Here is a 17546-nt window from a genome sequence, read left to right on the forward strand (position 1 = left end):
TTGAAATCGACCATTGAATTTCTGAAATTTAGATATATTGCCTATGCTGTTTCAGCGGGCTTGTTTATAGCTTTTACCACCTTTACTGTTATGCAGGGCGGTATCAATTTCGGTATTGATTTCGTCGGCGGTGTCAAAATAATTGCCAAATTTGAAAAGCATGTGAGCGAAACTGACTTAAGGAAGTCATTGAGCGGTATGAATCCCCTGATCCAGCAGATCGGAGAAAAAGATCTCAATGAATTCATCATATCCACAAAACTTGCCGGTGACAGTACCGATGATAGTAAAAAGAGCCTGGAGCAGATCAAGACGGAGTTAAACAAAAATTTTAAGAATATTGAATTTCTCAGCGAAGAAACCGTTGGTCCTGCCATAGGAAATATTTTAAAGCGTTCAGCAATAAAACTTTTTATAATATCGATTATACTGATGACCGTTTATCTGGCCTTTCGCTTCGAATTCAAGTATTCAGTGGGAGCCATGGCGGCGCTGCTTCATGACATTGCCATTTCAGTGGCATTTATCGGTTTTGCTAGGGTTGAATTAAATATTCCCGTAGTAGCTGCCTTGCTGACTATTTTCGGATATTCAGTCAACGATACTATTGTTATATTTGACCGGATACGGGAAAACGTTCAGGTAAAGTCGAAACAGACATTTACCGAGGTAATTGATAAATCCGTAAATCAGTCCATGAGCAGGACCCTCCTCACATCTTTGACCACGCTCTTTTCCGTTGCAGCATTGTATTTTCTCGGTGGTGAGGTATTGAATGATTTTGCCAAGGTATTGCTTTTCGGCATCGCCGTCGGTACCTATTCTTCCATATACATTGCTTCACCAATATTGGTGGCCTGGGAAAAATTATTGATAAAAAAATGATGTTTTAATGCGGTGAAAATATCATTTTTTACAGCCCTGTTTTTCATTATATTTTTATCAGCAATCCATGGTCAGGGGGAAAATGATCCCCTGACAGAAGAATACAGCGCCCGGCATATATATTCCTTTACGAAGAACCTTGTCAATCAGGAGGAATATTACCGGGCATATACGGAACTTCTCCGCCTGAATGCCTACCACCCGGGGTATTTGTCCCCCCTTGAGTTCTCAGTCATGGAAAATTATCTTCTCTTCAGGGGACGGCAGTTCAATACGCTGCTGACGAAATTTGATGCTAATACAAAAATGTCTAATCCACCTTTGCTATTGTTTGCAATCGATGCATCCCTGGAGCTGTCACGATATGAGCGTATGGATACCCTGATCAGTCAATGGACCATGGGCGGGAATGACCTGTTTGATGAAATGATGTTCAGGCGAAGAACTTTGTCTTTTTGTATGACCGGTAATTTTACTGCACTTGAAGAAACGAGGCGGATGTATGCCGGCAGGGATTTCAGTGCATACGCGGAACTGGTTGCCTGGGCAAAGGAAGGCCATGGCCGGCTCAAATCGCCTGTAGCGGCGTCCGTTTTCGGCATCATACCCGGTATGGGATATGTTTATTCCGGTGATACTAATACAGGCCTGGTAGCTCTTGTGGTAATATCCCTGAGTGCGGTATTGACATATTCAGCCTTTCACTATAATAACAAAGCTGCCGGCATCTTTATCGGGGCCATTGGTACCTTTTTCTACACAGGCAGCATTCTCGGCGGCTATATGCGCACGAGAAACTATAACCGGTCAGTAATGGATCAGATGAAAAAAGATTTGATAAACGGGGCAGGGCTTGATAAGGATCATGAATTATTGTTAAATAACTTTGGACCGGCAACGCATGAGTGAGCATCAAACATACATGGCGATGGCCCTGGGTATAGCCTTTGACCAAATGGGGAGCACGTCGCCCAATCCGGCCGTTGGTGCGGTCATCGTAAAAAATGATACGGTCATTTCTATGGGCGGAACCCGTCCCTGCGGCTCTGATCATGCCGAGGTCGTGGCATTGAAATCGGCCCGTGAATGGTCTGCAAAGACGGGAAATAGTATAGATGGTGCTTTTATGTATGTCTCCCTTGAACCCTGCAATCATCACGGCAAGACACCGCCATGCACCGAGGCAATTATTGCATCGGGAATAAAACGGGTATATCTGGCCATGCTAGATCCCAATCCACTTGTGGCAGGGAAGGGCGTGAAGCGATTAAAGGATGCCGGCATTGATGTCGTGCTCATGCATGAATATACCGCTCAGGCGGCGGATCTCCTGCGGCCCTTTAAAAAATATATTCTTCGAAAAAGGCCATATATACTGAATAAAAGCGCCATTACTCTCGATGGAAGGATTGCCGCCGACACGGGTAGTTCACAATGGATTTCATCGGAACATTCACGTTTCATTACGCACCGGTTGCGGGCCAGGGTCGATGCCATAATCGTCGGTAAAAATACGTATCTTAACGATAATCCATCCCTCAATGTACGCCTTGAATCATTCAGTGATGAAGTGACTGAATATTTTAAAGGGAAAATTCCTTTTTTCGGCAGGAGAAACATTTTTCTTGAAGGGCTTGTGGAAAGAGAACCGGACAATATCGTGCAGCCCCTGAGGGTATTGATCGGTCTGCCCGAAGAAATTGATGAAACTAAAAAATTTTTTACCGACGGCAATTATATCATAATCGAACGAAAAGACGTGTATGAGTCCATGGCCGAGAAAGGTGGAGAAAGGTCGCGGTTACTGGAAAAATTAAATATTGAAACCGTTGACTGCCATGACTACCTTGATATGGTGGACGGAGTTCTACAGGTCCTTTATGACCGAGGCGTTATGCTGGCCATGCTCGAGGGAGGAGGCACGCTGAACGGCTCATTCCTCGATGCCGGGGCCATTGATCAGTTCCTGTATATCATAGCTCCCAAGGTGCTTGGCAGTGGTCTGCCGGTGATGAGGGGCAGGGAAAAATCCCGTATTGCCGATTCACTGATGCTTCACGACATATCGGGCATGATTATTAAAAATGATATTTTTTATAATGGGTACAGGGAATCGTATAATTTCGAAATGATGTGAGGTGAAACGTGTTTACCGGACTGATAGAAGAGATTGGCTCTGTGAAAAGCATCACTTCCTCGGGAGATGGATATCTTCTCGAGATCGAGGCGCAGGTAGTCCTGGGTGAAACGCGGATTGGCGATTCCATTTCAATTAATGGTGCCTGTCAGACCGTAACAGAAGTCAAAAGCAGATCCTTTACAGTTTTTGTTTCAAAGATTACAGCATCAATCACCACCCTGGGGGAATTCAAGCCGGGGAGGAAGGTAAACCTGGAAAGGGCCATGACTCCTTCGTCGAGATTCGGGGGCCATATTGTTCAGGGACATGTAGACGGTACGGGTATTATACAATCCGTAAAAAAAGATGCCAGCGGTCAGGAGATACATATAGCCGCTTCTCATGAGCTTTTAAGATATGTGGTGGCGAAAGGTTCTGTCTCTGTCGACGGTATATCTCTCACCGTGGTTTCACTGCATGATGATTCATTTGTCCTGTATCTCATACCGGAAACCTTGTCAAAAACAATTATCGGCGATTGGAAGCCGGGCGGCACGGTCAATATTGAGGTTGATATTCTTGCCAAGTATGTAGAGCGAATGCTGGGTAATAATAAAGACGAACACGAATCGGATCGCGACGATGTTTTGCGGCGAAAACTTTTCGAAGAGGGGTATATATAAACGTTACAGGTTCAGGTCAGGATAGAGACGCATAAGCTCCTTGTCTGTTTTGATGGTAAAAAATTTATCAAGATACGAAATGGAAAAGATATTTGCGATCTCTTCGGTGATATTAATAAGTATAAGCTCGCTTTCGCTGTTTTTCGCCGTGTTCAAAGTTTTTATCAACGAGCCGATGCCCGATGAATCGATGAGCCTGACCTTTTTTAAGTCAATGACAATGAGCTTCGCTTTAGCGGAAAAGAGCTGTGACATTTTTTCTTCAAAGATCTGCACATGCTCTATATTGAACTTTCCGTTCAGAATGACAACAGCCCGTCCTTTTTTACTTACTGATATAGTGATTTCCATCTGTTTCCTCATGCCCGGAATCGGCAGGTATTAATTTATGATATTATACCTCATGTAGCTATATTTAAAAAGTCTTTTTTTTAACTATGCAATAGATTCAGCCCAGATCGAATATTTTATTTAACCGGATAGAAGAGGGGGACACGGGCAAATTGATTTTTTGACCGTTTTTATGCGCCGAAAGGTAGATGGCGTGTATTATTTCCAGGGCCTTGTATCCATCCAGCGACGAGGAGGTAACCGGCAATTCAGTGTTTTTTATCAGTCTTTTCGTTTCCTCGTACAAATTGCTGAAGCAACTGGTCTTCTTGTAACGCGGAAAAGCCCGTTCCCTCAGATCGCGGAATCCCTTGTAAAATCCGGATTTTTCATTTTTATACAATTTTTCATAACCGTTGCCAATGACTATTTTCCCCTCGCTGCCCCATATGACCAGTTCGAAAGTGAAATAATTTCTTTTACCGCCGGCTTCGAGAAAAATATCTATTCCCGTATCGGTCTTCAACCAGGCTGCTGCCCTGTCTTCGAACCCGCTTTTTCTCGTGTACCGGGTTATTTCGCCCGAGACACAAGTTATTTCACCGAAGAAAAAACGTATGATGTCTACGAGGTGTGTACCGTCGTGCAGCAGGGGACCGCCGCCTTCATCGATACGGGAATTGCCCCGGTATTCGCCGGTCAGAACCGACGCATGAACGGTTCTTATTTCTCCAATAGCGCCTGATTCTATCAGACTCTTTACTTTTTTATATCTGTTGTCGTATCTTCTTTCATGGTTTACAAGAAGAATTGTTCCACTATCTTTACAGGCGCGCAATAATTCACGGGTTTTTATCAGGCTGGGGGCAATGGGTTTTTCCATAACTATTAGTCTGGCGCCGTTTTTTGCGGCTGCAATACCTATTTCATGATGGCTTTCAGTCCAGGTGGCCACAATCACCATTTCAGGTGCGGCCTGTCTGAAAAGATCGGTATGGGAACGGAAAATTGTACTGGAACTAAGGCCTGCCAGTGAAGCAAAATGGTGCAGTCTCGCTTCATTGATGTCCACTGCATGGGTGATGGAAATTCCCGCTGAAAGGCAGCCGCCATAATGTGTGCATGGTTTATTGCGCAGAGGATCATTTTCCAGCAAAAAACCGATACGGCCGCAGCCTATGAGGGCGACATTAATATGATTCATAGGCTCCTGCTACTGTGCATGGATTATAACAACGGAAGATATTCATTTATTTCATAGTCAGTGATATATCGGTTGTACTTATGGAGTTCGAATAATTTATTTTCAACGAATTTTTTGTGGATGATTGCGCCCACGGTCTCTTTCATGAAATCGCTTTTTTCAAAATCCTTCAGTGCCTCCTGGAGCTGCGTGGGAAGCGGCTCGAATTTATTCAGGTCGTTCTCCACGTCGAGGGGTGCCGGAAGTTTATATTTTTCCTCTATGCCCTTGAGGCCTGCCGCAAGCATGGCCGAAAAAGCCAGGTAGGGATTGCATGAGGGATCGGGATTGCGTAATTCAACCCGCATTGAATTGGATTTGTGCGATGCGCATTGCGGTATTCTCACCATGGCCTCCTGGCTGGTGATACCCCAGGTGGCATGAGTGGGACACTCAAAACCGTGTATTATCCGTTTATATGAATTAATCCACTGGTTTGTAAGAGCGAAGAATTCCCTGCTGTGATGCAGAAGTCCCGCGATAAAATGTTCCCCGTTGGCAGAAAGGTAATGCTCGCGGTTTTTATCGAAGAAGATGTTCTTGTCTCCCCTGAACAGGGATTGATGAATATGCAGTCCCGAACCGTTCTGGTTAGCCAGGGGCTTGGGCATGAAAGAAGCGTAGATATCGTTGAGCTGGCCGACTTCCTTGGTTATCAGCTTGAATGTCATGATATTATCGGCCGTGGAGAGGGCGTCTTCATGCCTCAGGTCTATTTCATGCTGGCTGTGTGATCCTTCATGATGCGATGAGATGACATTGATTCCCATTTTTTCCAGGGTCAGCACCGTCTGTCTCCGATAATCGGCTGCGGTATCAAGGGGAGTAAGGTCGAAATAGCCGCCGCGATCGAGTGTTTCCGGTGAGGAGGAATTTTTAAAAAAGAAGAACTCGATTTCAGGTCCCGTATAGAAGGCAAGCCCCTTTTCAGCGGCCTTCTGCATGTTCTGCTTGAGGATATACCGGGAATCTCCTTCAAAGTGTTTTTTGTCGTCGAGGAGGATATCACAGAAAAACCTGGCAACGGAATCTTCTTTCGGGCGCCAGGGCAGAATCTGGAAGGTGGAAACGTCAGGCATGGCGATCATTTCACTTTCATTTGAGCGGATGAAGCCCTGGAGAGTGGCTCCGTCAAAGCGGACACCTTCAGTCAGGGCGTCCTCGAGTTCGTCTATCGTTATGGCGAAACTTTTCAGAAAACCGAGGATATCGGTAAACCATAAACGTATAAACTTGACCTTGTTTTCATGGGCAAGTTTTAGAACATATTCCTTATCCTGGTCATGCATCATGGGGGCACTTATCTCCGTAAATGTAGTTTATCTGTTTGAAAAAAACTGTTATTATTTCCGATTGCATCGGTGAGCATGAAAGGACTCCGCCTTACCGTTTTACCAGCTCAGAAAGATGAGTACGGTAAACATGATCATGATGGCCATAAAAAGAAGGAGTATTGTTATGGTTCCCCTGGAGAGTCCAAATGGAATCGCGCCGTCATCTAAAAGTGTTTTAGCCTTGTTGGTCTTGTTGGTCTTTTGAAAAGGCGTACCGCCGGCAATATATCCGTCTACGGCGGGATTGTATATCCGCAATTTCACCTGTTTCTCATCTTCAATGATTTTTCCATAGATATCATCTCCAAGTTTGGTCAGTATCTCTATGGGGTCATTTTTTCCCGTACCTGCCTTTATATCAATAACCTCGGCAGGTACCGGGCGTATCTGATTTTCTTCTCGCAGGCCCAGGATGTCGATGTAGTGATTCTGTTTTTCCGAATTCGGCAGTACCTTGGACATGATAATATCGCCGATTTTCAGTGCATAGATGGGGGTTCCTTTTACCGGAGCAAGAAGGGGTTTAAGAGTGAGGATTACAGCATCCTTTCCCAGGCCCAGTTTGTCTGACAGCCCCTTGCCCCCTGCAGATTTATCCAGCGGCTTGCTTCTTCGTTCCTTGACTTCATAAAATTCTGCCGGCGTTATTTCCTGTATAACCGACTCCAGGGTGAGATTTTTTTCATGGAAAATCCGGTTTATCAGGTCATATAGTAAAATATCGAGATTGTCATAATCATAATTGTTGACGCTGCTAAAAAATCGGGTCATGGCGCCATTGTCGCTGGAGAGCTCCTTAAACTGATTTATCAGGGACGTGGTCATGCTGGTGTTAAAATGTCCTTTCCATTTGAGATCGGCTATAAATTCTTCGTATCGGTCCCAGCTTGTATGGAGTTCAAGATCATAGGCATCGGAGTAGGTCGAAACAACGGCGTTATATGATTCAAATAGTTTTTGGTTGTTGAAAATTATAAGGACCTGACCGTAGAGATTCATTCCGGCTGATTTAAAACGGGCCTTTACGATTAAAATATTCTCATCTGACATGATATTGGTTTCATTATTCATACTATTTGTCTGTCTCATTTGCCTGGACTTGCTTTAGTGATATTTCCTGTCTGAAATTGTCAGAATGGAATACACAGAATGTACGCCTCGGAAATTTTTCCGGTTGAATGCCGGTTATCTTAAAGTGCCAAAGTCCCTGTGTCAATATAAAAATAGCGCCCCCAGGGCAATAAATCCGCTACAGTGAGATGCTGTTTTTTCCGGAATTTATGAAAATGTTGATGACATTTGTTTAAAAAATAATTAATGTTTAAACGCTATAAATTATTTTTATTTGAGTACAATAATTACGATAAATATATCAGTGACGTGACCGAATAGACGGCGACTGATGAAGTGAGGGTATGGGGCATATCCTCATGACTAATGGTTAGCAGGAAAGAACAGAGGATAGACTATAATGATAAAAAACAGAAATGCAAAAAGGATCATTATCACAATAATTTTGCTTTTCTCCCGCACTGTTCCGGTGCCGGCATTTACCGATCAGACGACTTCCGAGAGAATATTAAAGGAAAATAAGGCTTTTATTGAATTTATCAATGTCAGCCTGACCAATTTTGCCGATGCGAAAGCCGATGGTTTCATGAAAATCTACGAAATGCATTTTAACGCCGATGTTGCCTACCTGCAGTCCGATTACAAACGGGCTTATAAAAAAGTTTATGCCTGCCAGGGAGAGATGGTCAAGCTCTATGAATCAATTCTGAGGGATTTGTACCTTGAGGATTCAAAAAACATCCTGGACAGGCTGGCGCCTGGAATAATCAAGTCGAAAAACTCACGGGCAAGGCTGTATCTCACCCTGGGGTATCGGGACAGAACCATAAGTATGACCCATTATACCATCGGGGAAGCCTCAAATCCCAAGCTTTTTTCGTATAAGATATATAAATACGAGGAAGGCATTAAAATGGCACGTCGCGCCAAGCGATATGCCTTCCTGGCGCTTTTTGAGAGCCAGAATCCCGAGGTTAAGCGCAATATATATAAACAGGTGCTTAAAAAGGAGAAGGAAGAGGGAAATCCCTTTTTTAACCGGTTTCTGGACAAGGAAGGGGATGCATTTCTGAACGAACTCAATGTGAGCTTTGAAGAAATTGAAAAGAGGGAACTTCAGGATGGGGCGCAGAATAAATCCGTTGATGACAATAAGCTCATTAAAAGGGTGCGGTACCGGCGGGAAGAGCGCGCGGCACGTTATCTCATGGATAACGAGTTCGACAGGGCCGAGGATATACTGCGTCAGTATGTCGACGATTTTAACTATAAATTAATCAGTGCTACTTTTGAGGTTCTTTCATCAGAAAAAAAAGAGGAATCTTCAGGTGCTTCCATGAGCGTGGATCAGTACAAGCTTCATTTACTTGATAACTATAGCAGGCTTTCGAAAAAATCCGCTGTTGAGGGCTTTCTTGATAAAATAAAAGTCGATGATGAGATTGATAAGGACGCAGTGCAGGAAGAAAAAAAAGCCCCTGATGAAACTGTAAAAGAAGAAAAACCCGCAACTCCCGTGGAAAACATGAATGATACAGACAAAAAAGAGAAGACGGACGGTAAATAATTGTCTAACAGGCGCATTAAGGTCGGATTTACCGGAGAAAAGATACAGGCAACCAGGAGTAGTTTTATGAATTTTTCAGGCAGAAATATCCTACTTATTCTAACGGTATTGCTTTCGTTCAACTGCTCGAAGCCCGAGGGTCCGCTGCTGGGAATACGGGTTCCCATTGGGGACGGGAAGGTAAGTAGTGAGACTCCCTATGTTGTTCATGAAGTAGTGGTGGACAGTCCCGCCTACAATGCAGGTATGCGCCCCGATGATGTGATAATTCAGATAGACAGTGTACCGCTCAAAGGACTTCGTCACGATTATGTATATAAAAAACTCGTGCTGGGCAAGAAGGGAACAGCGGTTACCTTTGTGGTGGAGAGAGACGGCGAAACAAAAATCATCCAGGTGATACGTGGTGGGCGATGAAACGAGTGTTGGAGTTGTTGAAATGAAAAATGCCGCATGGAAAATCATTGTCGCCTTTTCACTGTTCCTGATTACGGTGATAATCCTCGATATTCTGTATTGGGTGGGCTATCGCTGATGACCCGGTCTGGAAATTAAATGTAAATGAGCCCCCTAGATGAAAGATAGCCTGATTGCCACGGTAAAAGCCTCCATTGAGAAAATGCCTCCCTTGTCGCCGGTTATACATAAAGTGGTGCAGGTTGCCAATGATGTTACTTCATCGGCCCAGCATCTTACTGAAGTAATCCAGATGGACCCGGTGCTCACGGCAAAGGTCATAAAAATGGTCAATAGCGCCTATTTTGGTTTTTCCCAGGAGATTAAATCCCTGAAGCAGGCTGTGGTCATTCTGGGGATAAATACCATAAAAAATGTGGCACTTTCAAGCGTTGTTGTGGGAAATGTTAATGTAAAAGCCAACACGGTTCTGGATGGTGAGGAATTCTGGAAGCATTCATTCGGTGTTGCCGCTGCATCGAAAGTCATTGCCGGGCTCATCGGTATTGACGCCAAGCTGCGGGAAGAATATTTTGTGGCGGGTTTGATTCACGATATAGGCAAGGTCCTTATCAACAATGTGTTCCAGGACGAGATGAGAAAGATACTGGAAGTCGCGTCGGATGAAAAATATCCCATAACCATCATAGAAAAGAAAATACTGGGACTGACCCACGAGGAAATCGGAATCGCCATCGGTAAAAACTGGAAGTTTGAAAATAATCTGCTCTATGCCGTGGGAAAGCATCATGCTCCGGTAACGCAGGGGAAGTCGGCGGTCTACTCCATGGTGGTATCGCTGGCCAACTATTCCATCAATAAGCTGGAGATATGTAGAATGGTCCATGGCCTGATTGAGCCGATCCCGGAGGAAATCTGGACCATGTTGAATCTTGAAGAGAATACACTCTTTGAATCGTTGGGTTCGATCAAAGATGAAATAATGAAGGCGAGGAAATTTCTTCAGTAAATATGAGCAGGTTCAGATTAAAGATCTGGGGCGTACGCGGTTCAATACCTGTTCCCGGTCCCTATACGGTACGTTACGGGGGAAATACATCCTGCCTGGAGCTTTTTACCGCCGGCGACGAGCGCATCATTTTTGATGCCGGATCGGGCTTGAGAAATCTGGGGCTTTCCCTGGATCTGTCAAAACCTCACAGGATATCCCTTTTTATCTCCCATCCTCACTGGGATCATATTAACGGTCTGCCATTTTTCCCCGCGCTTTTTATTCCCGGCAATGATATTACCATATATGGTCCACGGACACACGAGTTGTCCCTGGAGGATATTCTAAACGGGCAGATGCAGTATACTTACTTCCCCATCCGGATGGCTGAACTGCGGGCGAATATCAAGTACGTTGAACTCGTAGACGGACAGACCTTCAATCTGGGCGGTGTGACCATATCGACGCGGAAGCTGAATCATCCCGTGAACTGTCTGGGGTACCGGGTTGAACAGGAGGGCAGGATATTCGTATATCTGGCCGATAATGAGCCATATTATAACATTTACAAAGACAGTGATCCCGATGTGGAATCGGTCATACAGGGAATGAACCGGGCAGTTATTGATTTTGTGCGGGGCAGTGATCTCCTTGTAGCCGATTCCCAGTATATCCCTTCGGAGTATGAGGCTAAAAGAGGATGGGGGCACAGTACAACCCATCATGTAGTTAACCTGGCATTAAAGGGTACGGTGAAAAAGGTACTCTTTTTTCATCACGAGCCCCTTCGTAACGATGATGATATGGATAAAATTATATCCCATTACCGACAGCGCATGAAAGCCAAGGGTCTGTCCCTGATGATAGATGGGGCCCGGGAAGGCGAAATAATTGAAATATAATTATGCCCGATGATATTTTTTTACCCTATTGGTGCAGGATATAAGTATTATACTGGTGCCCTGAAAAAGATATGGTATGATAAAGAATCTGAAATCAAGTGATATGACGGGAATAATATTAGCAGAGATGTTATTTTTTATAAACAATTGTTGATACATTGTTGATAAGCACTATGGTTTGCAACAGCCCATACGGGCGGGCTTATTTGTTGACGTTTAAATTTAATTTAAGTATATTAAAGAGGATTTATGCAGGTGTGCCACAAAATTCCGAAAAAATCATATTTTTGTACTCTTTGCTTTTTTTGTAAAAATTTCATGCGAGACGTGGAGGTGCCCATGAAGAAATATAGTAAAACTGTTGTGCTTTTTTTCGCCCTGGTCGGTTTGGTGCTGACAGGATGCAAGGGAGGTGGAAAGGACCAGGCTGCCAGTGACTTCATGAATGACGCCAAACTGGTTTTTTCCATTGGCGATGTCCAGGTTAAAACCGGAGAGATATGGAACGCGGCCCAGCAGCAAATGAAGCTTGTGCAGGGCAATGAAATTAAAACCGGTGCTAAGGCGCAGTGTAATATAGCCATTGGGACCGATTCCTTTATAACCGTAAAGGAAAGCTCTCACCTGGTAATTGAGGAGATTATTAAAAACGCCAGTGGTACGGAAAACAATTCACTGGAGCTGAAGGTGGGACGGACTATTGTTAATCCTAAAAAGCTTCTGAAAGGGGATAGCTTTAGAATCAAGACTCCAACAGCTGTTGCTGCTGTCCGGGGAACAAAGTTTGTTGTTGAGTCACAGCCCGGTGAGCAGATGAAAGTAGCCGTGGTCGACGGTAAAGTAGAATTGAGTCGGCGTGTTCCCGCTCTTGACAGGGTTGATGATGAGGTCATTGCAAAATCCGAGGCTCTGACAATGTTGAAGGAAAAAGTCGATGAAGAGACTATCGTTATCGATGCCAACAGTTCGGCTTTTATCGACAATAAAAAGGCTGAAGCGGAGAATATTGTAATCAATGATATCGTGGCCGAACACGTTGAAACGATAAAAGAGGAACTGGCCAAAGAAAAAATTGCAGAGAAGAAAGAAGAAATGAAGGAAGTCCAGGTGGCTGATAATCAGAAGGCGCCTGAAGACAAAAAAGAAGAAAAAAGTAAAAAGTTTCTAAAACAGGAAAAGGATATCACCACTGCCCTGGCTTCCCTTGATATCATGAAGAAGGAAAAGGAAGAAGTAGTTCAGATAAAAATCCAGGAGAAGATAGAAACCAGATACGTTGAAGAGGTAAAGGAGCTGGACAAGGCCATTGACCAGGCCAGGGAACAGAAACTGGTTGAGCAGAAAAAGGAAGGGGCCGTAACACAGCTCACTATAAATTCACCGGTAAAGAAAAGCTCCATTTATGTGAACTCAAAGTTTATCGGATATGATACGGCTGTATTGAAACCCATGCCGGGCGCGTCTCTGACTGTTGAAGTCATGGCGCCGGGATTTGGTTCGTATAAGGACGAGGTCACCCTTAAGGAGGGTGAAAACAGGGTCCTGGATGTACAGCTTATGGAAAAAGCAAAATTGACGATTATTTCTCCCGTGAGTAACAGCAGTATTTATGTTAATTCCAAATTTGTCGGTAAGGACCGTGTAACCGTTCAGCCCGGAGCCGGGAAAAAAATCGAAATCCAGGTTGTGTCGCGCGGCTTTAAAAAATACACGGCCGAGGTTGTACTCAATACAGGAGAATCGAAGGAAATAAAAGTTGAACTGGAACAGGAAAAACTTCTCGATCGCCTGAATTGGAGCCAGAACGTGGGATCCCAGGTCCTGGTGGACCCCATCGCTTACGGCAATTATCTTCTTGTCGTGGCCGGGGATGGAAGTGTCGTCGCCATGAACAGGGAAGGGGCTCGGATATGGAAGGCTAATCTGAAGCGGGGCATTGAGTCCACTCCCGTTATCCATGAAGGGAATGCATACGTAGTGGCAAATAACGGTGATTTTTATTCAATACGGATAACAACCGGTCAGATATCATGGAAGAATAAGATGTTCGGCGCGCTGCTGTTTGGTTCAAAACCCGTTATTGAAAAGGATACCATATTTCTTGCCACGAGTTTTGGCAGGGTCTATGCATTCAGCACCGCAGGTAAAGAATTATGGCATACCGACCTGGAAAACGGTGTTTACTCGTCCGTAGCCTATAACAATGGGAAACTCTACGTAGGCGCTGAAGACCATTATATCTATGCGATGGATGCGAAAAAAGGAAACGTTCAGTGGAAGTTTAAGACAGACAGCAGGATGGTTTCCTCATCACCGATGATATCAGGAAAAACACTGTTTGTCGGCTGCTATAGCGGTTCGTTCTACGCAATCGATACAGACAAGGGCAATGAGAAATGGAAATTTAAATCTGGTGATTCCATTTTTTCAACACCGCTTATCAGTGGTGGGATGGTATTTTTCGGTTCCAATGACGGAAACCTCTATGCCCTGTCGGCGGATGGCGGCAAGATGATGTGGAAACTCGAAACGGGAAGCAAGGTGAAATCCAGTCCCTCGACGAACGGTGAATTTCTGTTTATAACGAGTGGAAACCAGATCTATGCCCTGAACATGAAGAATGGCGGCATACAGTGGACCCATCGTTTCGACAGATCAGTGAAAACATCAGCCGGGATCAAGGGGAACGATATTTTTGTGGGGCTTGACAGCGGCGAGGTAGCTTCTGTACGGAATTCATTAAAGGCCGTGTACCGGTAAAGGCCTTATCGCGCATCTAATCATCCTGTCTGTCCGGAAAACCCGGGCGGACAGGATGATCATCATCAGCAATTTCCCTCAAACAGACGATTGCTAATAGAATTTTTCCTTGATATTATATTCCCATAATTCCACGAGCTTTTCGAATTGCCGGTCCCTGGGCTTGTCCCGGTAGGCCAGGTTTCGCCGTTTTATGAGATATGCCACAGTGGAATCCTCCAGGAGAAATTTTTCTCCCAGCTCGTTCAATTTTATGATGAGATAATTGAGGTTGTAGGTCTGGAAGTCGCCCAGGTACTGCGATGATGCAACGGTGGGTTCATATTTCAGCAGAAGCTCCGTAAAATATATGGCCAGCCTCCAGGAATCATTGCTTCCCGTGAGTCCCGATTTAAAGTGCATGCTCAGTTTTTCAAAAAGGTCCATGTTCTTATAGTAAGATTCATAGATGAATTTAATGAGTTCCGGGAAGTTATTCTGCACCTCCATGAGATCGATGGGTTCGTTGCTTTCTTTGAAGGAGTCGAATATTTCCCTGCTCTTTTCGCTGATTGGCACAACATCGATGAGCTCGATGCTGAGATCTTTGATTATGGTGCGGACCTTGCCGATTTTTTTGAGATATACCTCTATTTCCACCGGCTCCGTATAATAATGTAATTTGCCATTAATCATTTTTTTTCAGCAGGTCCTGCAGAATTATCCTGTGTTTTTGCGAAAAGGCGTATCCTTCAGCCTTTTTCTGAAGTTCATCCCGTTCTTTGCCGCGGGCTTTACGCAGCGCCGTAACGGTCTGGTAAAAGAGAATATCGGTTTCCATGAGTTTTCTACGGGCGATATCCCACAGAGTGTCGCCCTGTACGACGATGATTTGTTCGCCATCGAGAAGGAGAAAAACATTGGAGGGGAATATCCAGTGGGGATCTTTGCCCTGTATGGTTCCAACGGCGATTTCATTATAGCCATTCCTGACAGCGACACGGTTCGCATAGCGGTAAATATCGGTGTCGGTTATAACGGATTTAAAATTAACGGGAATTTTATCATATGTCCTTATCTGCTCCGCTGAAAGTATTTCAGTACTTTTTGTCACCGGCCCCGTGACTGCTTTATCGGGAGACAAGGCCTTTCCTGTATGTGAGGCAGTACCGTTTTTTCCGGGAGCATTGATGTTTTTATCGGCAGTATCGCCGTAGTTTAACAGAAGGATGACTGAAAGAACCAGGACGAGCAGCACGATAGAAGAAATACCCGCCAGTTTCCATGGAGCCTCCATGCGCATAGTCTGAAAAGCTGCGACGGCTGCATGGAAACCCTGTTTTAACCCGTTCATCAAACGTGGAAGACCGGTCTCCCCGGCAGTTATGATTATTCCATCGGCGTCACGGTCTGCATACGATTGGTCTGACAGCGATGTGATTTTCCCAGCCGGGATTACGCCATTACCATTGATTATGGCGGGCTCCTCGTGAAGATCCTCAGCGTAGCGATTTTTTCGATCCTCAATAGCCCTGGTAAGCTTCTCCACTTCATCATTGAAATAACCGGCATGAGCTGTCCTGGCTTCACGGTAACATTCCAGCAGTTTCATGAGACGGATCCGGTCTGTTATTATTTTTTCGCTCGATGGAATCTGGGCTGATACATATTCCGCGGGATAGCGATGAACGGTTTCTATCTCATCGACAAAAACCGGCGGTCCCGAAGGCTGCGTTTCTGTAATGAAGGTGTAGATGTAATTATCGAAAATAACCAGATCAATCATGGTTCGTATATCATCGTTGAAAAGCTGTTCCTGCTTCAGGTGAAAATCAATTGATTGAATGAGTGATTTTATCTGCTGAAAGAGTTTTCGGTTTCCCGTTGCATTGAGCATCGCCCTAAGAATGGCACGAAGGTTGTATAGCCTTTTTTGGTATTCTGTTTCGCCGGATTGGCCCCCTCCCAGTTTTTCCATGATGGCTTCGATGCTTTCGGCGGACTCCGGTGTAAGCATAAGAGACAGGTCCGGTATGGGGCTGTAACGCTCAAGTATCTCTTCAAGGGAATTAATCTTCTTGAATTCATAGGGAACACCGTGATGCAGAAGGGTGATACCACTTGCCAATATCGGTGCGATATTCCTGTTCCGGTCATTGATGACAGCCACGGGAATAACCGTTGATTTGAAAAGAAGGCTGGTTTCTTCAAAGACTGAATATTCTATAAAAACAGCATCCACGTCGTCACTAAGTACTTTCTGGATTCCCGAAGTTCCCTTGATAAAGGCGATGTTTACAACATCGTTATCGGAAGGACCCTGTTTGTAGGAGACGCGTACGTTATAACTGTTAGCATAGCCGGTGACGGTCAGGCCGTCGCCGGAGTTATACTGCAGGCCCTGAAAACTCTGTCGGTTCATGGTGCAGTTTCTGAACAGGCCTTTAATGAGCTGGAACTGCACTTCGTGGTCGCTGAATACGGTTATATTCCCTTTGTTGATATGCTTCCATTTTAAAAAACGGCTTAGATTCAGATAATTCCCCGAAGGGAAAATTATGTTTTTTATCCGCAGGGGATTGATTTCGAGCCTGCTGAAATCCTTCAGGTACCGTGATGGGAAGAGATATGATGTCAGGTATCCCCGGTGATAGAACAGGGGATTATGCTGAAGAATTATCATTCCTGATCCATCGTAGCGATCGCATTTCTGAAAGATCTCGCTCATCCTGGATTGTATTGCCGTTGCCGTCAGGGTTTGATTTTCCGCGTCTTTCAGATCCATGATGGCACTTTCATTGTGAACAGTTTTAAAGTTTCCATCGCGGTAGAAAACACCGATAAAATGGTTTTTACCCGAAATGTTTTTTTCCTGCGACAGTTCGGGAATATCTTTCTCTATGTTAACTATAATGGCATTGGTCAGATCAAGGCCGAAAATTCTCTGATAATCAAGAAAACGGCGTACTATGTTCTCGCTGCCTATGTATCTGTTTTTACCCAGGTTTCGTACGTCGATGTTAAATTGCTCATGGGAGGGATTGCCTGGTATGCCATCGGTTATGATTATATTTTCAATCAGGGGTATCAGTTCCACGGGCATGTCCTGCCAGTTTCCTATGCGGATGAAGGGCTGTTCGTCCAGTGTTGAATCACCGGTGAAAATAATATAACATTCGGGATCAACAATGAAAAGACGGTCCCTGTCGCTTTGAATGATATCGCTTATTTCCATAAGACATAATTATCGGGAATGATGCAGGAA

General features: G+C 44.6%; 15 protein-coding genes. 9 read left to right on the forward strand and 6 right to left on the reverse strand.

Annotation, left to right across the window (positions count from 1 at the left end; genetic code table 11):
• From secF to CVV44_13515, 4 genes are read left to right on the forward strand one after another with little or no spacing between them, the layout of a single operon-like run.
• Positions 1–885 carry a protein translocase subunit SecF gene (gene secF / locus CVV44_13500; GenBank protein PKL38177.1) on the forward strand — a complete coding sequence of 295 codons (885 nt, stop codon included), beginning with the start codon at positions 1–3 and terminating at the stop codon, positions 883–885.
• Positions 886–897: 12 nt separating this feature from the next.
• Positions 898–1794, forward strand: a complete 897-nt coding sequence (locus CVV44_13505) for a hypothetical protein (GenBank protein PKL38178.1) — start codon at positions 898–900, stop codon at positions 1792–1794.
• Positions 1787–3022: a riboflavin biosynthesis protein RibD gene (ribD, locus tag CVV44_13510; protein ID PKL38179.1), complete on the forward strand. Its 1236-nt coding sequence runs from the start codon at positions 1787–1789 to the stop codon at positions 3020–3022. Before CVV44_13505 ends, ribD begins: the two co-directional genes overlap by 8 nt.
• Positions 3023–3030: 8 nt before the next feature.
• Positions 3031–3687: a riboflavin synthase gene (locus CVV44_13515; protein ID PKL38180.1), complete on the forward strand. Its 657-nt coding sequence runs from the start codon at positions 3031–3033 to the stop codon at positions 3685–3687.
• 3 nt (positions 3688–3690) lie between these two features.
• Here CVV44_13515 and CVV44_13520 read toward each other — a convergent pair whose 3' ends face one another.
• From CVV44_13520 to CVV44_13535, 4 genes are all read right to left on the reverse strand, one after another.
• Positions 3691–4050: a hypothetical protein gene (locus tag CVV44_13520; protein ID PKL38181.1), complete on the reverse strand. Its 360-nt coding sequence runs from the start codon at positions 4048–4050 to the stop codon at positions 3691–3693.
• Between the two features lie 85 nt (positions 4051–4135).
• Positions 4136–5221, reverse strand: coding sequence for a hypothetical protein (locus CVV44_13525; protein PKL38182.1), 1086 nt, complete (start codon positions 5219–5221; stop codon positions 4136–4138).
• A 23-nt stretch (positions 5222–5244) separates the two neighbouring features.
• On the reverse strand, positions 5245–6549 hold the full coding sequence (locus tag CVV44_13530) for a glutamine synthetase (protein ID PKL38223.1): 1305 nt from the start codon (positions 6547–6549) through the stop codon (positions 5245–5247).
• A gap of 102 nt (positions 6550–6651) precedes the next feature.
• Positions 6652–7665: a hypothetical protein gene (locus tag CVV44_13535; protein PKL38183.1), complete on the reverse strand. Its 1014-nt coding sequence runs from the start codon at positions 7663–7665 to the stop codon at positions 6652–6654.
• 400 nt (positions 7666–8065) lie between these two features.
• On the opposite strand from CVV44_13535, the gene CVV44_13540 reads away from it, so the two are divergent.
• The 5 genes from CVV44_13540 to CVV44_13560 all read left to right on the forward strand — a co-directional run bounded on the left by CVV44_13540 (position 8066) and on the right by CVV44_13560 (position 14302).
• A complete protein-coding gene (locus tag CVV44_13540) occupies positions 8066–9232 on the forward strand; it encodes a hypothetical protein (protein PKL38184.1) in 1167 nt (388 codons plus the stop codon).
• Between the two features lie 66 nt (positions 9233–9298).
• Positions 9299–9649 (forward strand): hypothetical protein, encoded by a 351-nt coding sequence (locus CVV44_13545; GenBank protein ID PKL38185.1) that lies wholly within the window; start codon positions 9299–9301, stop codon positions 9647–9649.
• Positions 9650–9806: 157 nt separating this feature from the next.
• Positions 9807–10658 (forward strand): phosphohydrolase, encoded by an 852-nt coding sequence (locus tag CVV44_13550; GenBank protein ID PKL38186.1) that lies wholly within the window; start codon positions 9807–9809, stop codon positions 10656–10658.
• A gap of 2 nt (positions 10659–10660) precedes the next feature.
• The gene (locus tag CVV44_13555) at positions 10661–11542 is read left to right on the forward strand and encodes an MBL fold metallo-hydrolase (GenBank protein PKL38187.1); all 882 of its coding nucleotides are present in this window, start codon (positions 10661–10663) and stop codon (positions 11540–11542) included.
• Positions 11543–11791: 249 nt separating this feature from the next.
• Positions 11792–14302, forward strand: a complete 2511-nt coding sequence (locus CVV44_13560; GenBank protein PKL38188.1) for a hypothetical protein — start codon at positions 11792–11794, stop codon at positions 14300–14302.
• Positions 14303–14395: 93 nt separating this feature from the next.
• Here the strand turns inward: CVV44_13560 and CVV44_13565 are convergent, their stop codons facing one another.
• Complete coding sequence (locus CVV44_13565) at positions 14396–14977, reverse strand: hypothetical protein (GenBank protein ID PKL38189.1); 582 nt, start codon at positions 14975–14977, stop codon at positions 14396–14398.
• Entirely contained in the window at positions 14970–17516 is a 2547-nt protein-coding gene (locus CVV44_13570; GenBank protein ID PKL38190.1) for a hypothetical protein, read from the reverse strand. The genes CVV44_13565 and CVV44_13570 overlap by 8 nt, the downstream gene beginning before the upstream one ends.
• Positions 17517–17546 lie beyond the last annotated feature (30 nt).

It is taken from the genome of Spirochaetae bacterium HGW-Spirochaetae-1, from assembly GCA_002839375.1.
In the GTDB taxonomy this organism is placed as follows: domain Bacteria; phylum Spirochaetota; class UBA4802; order UBA4802; family UBA5550; genus PGXY01.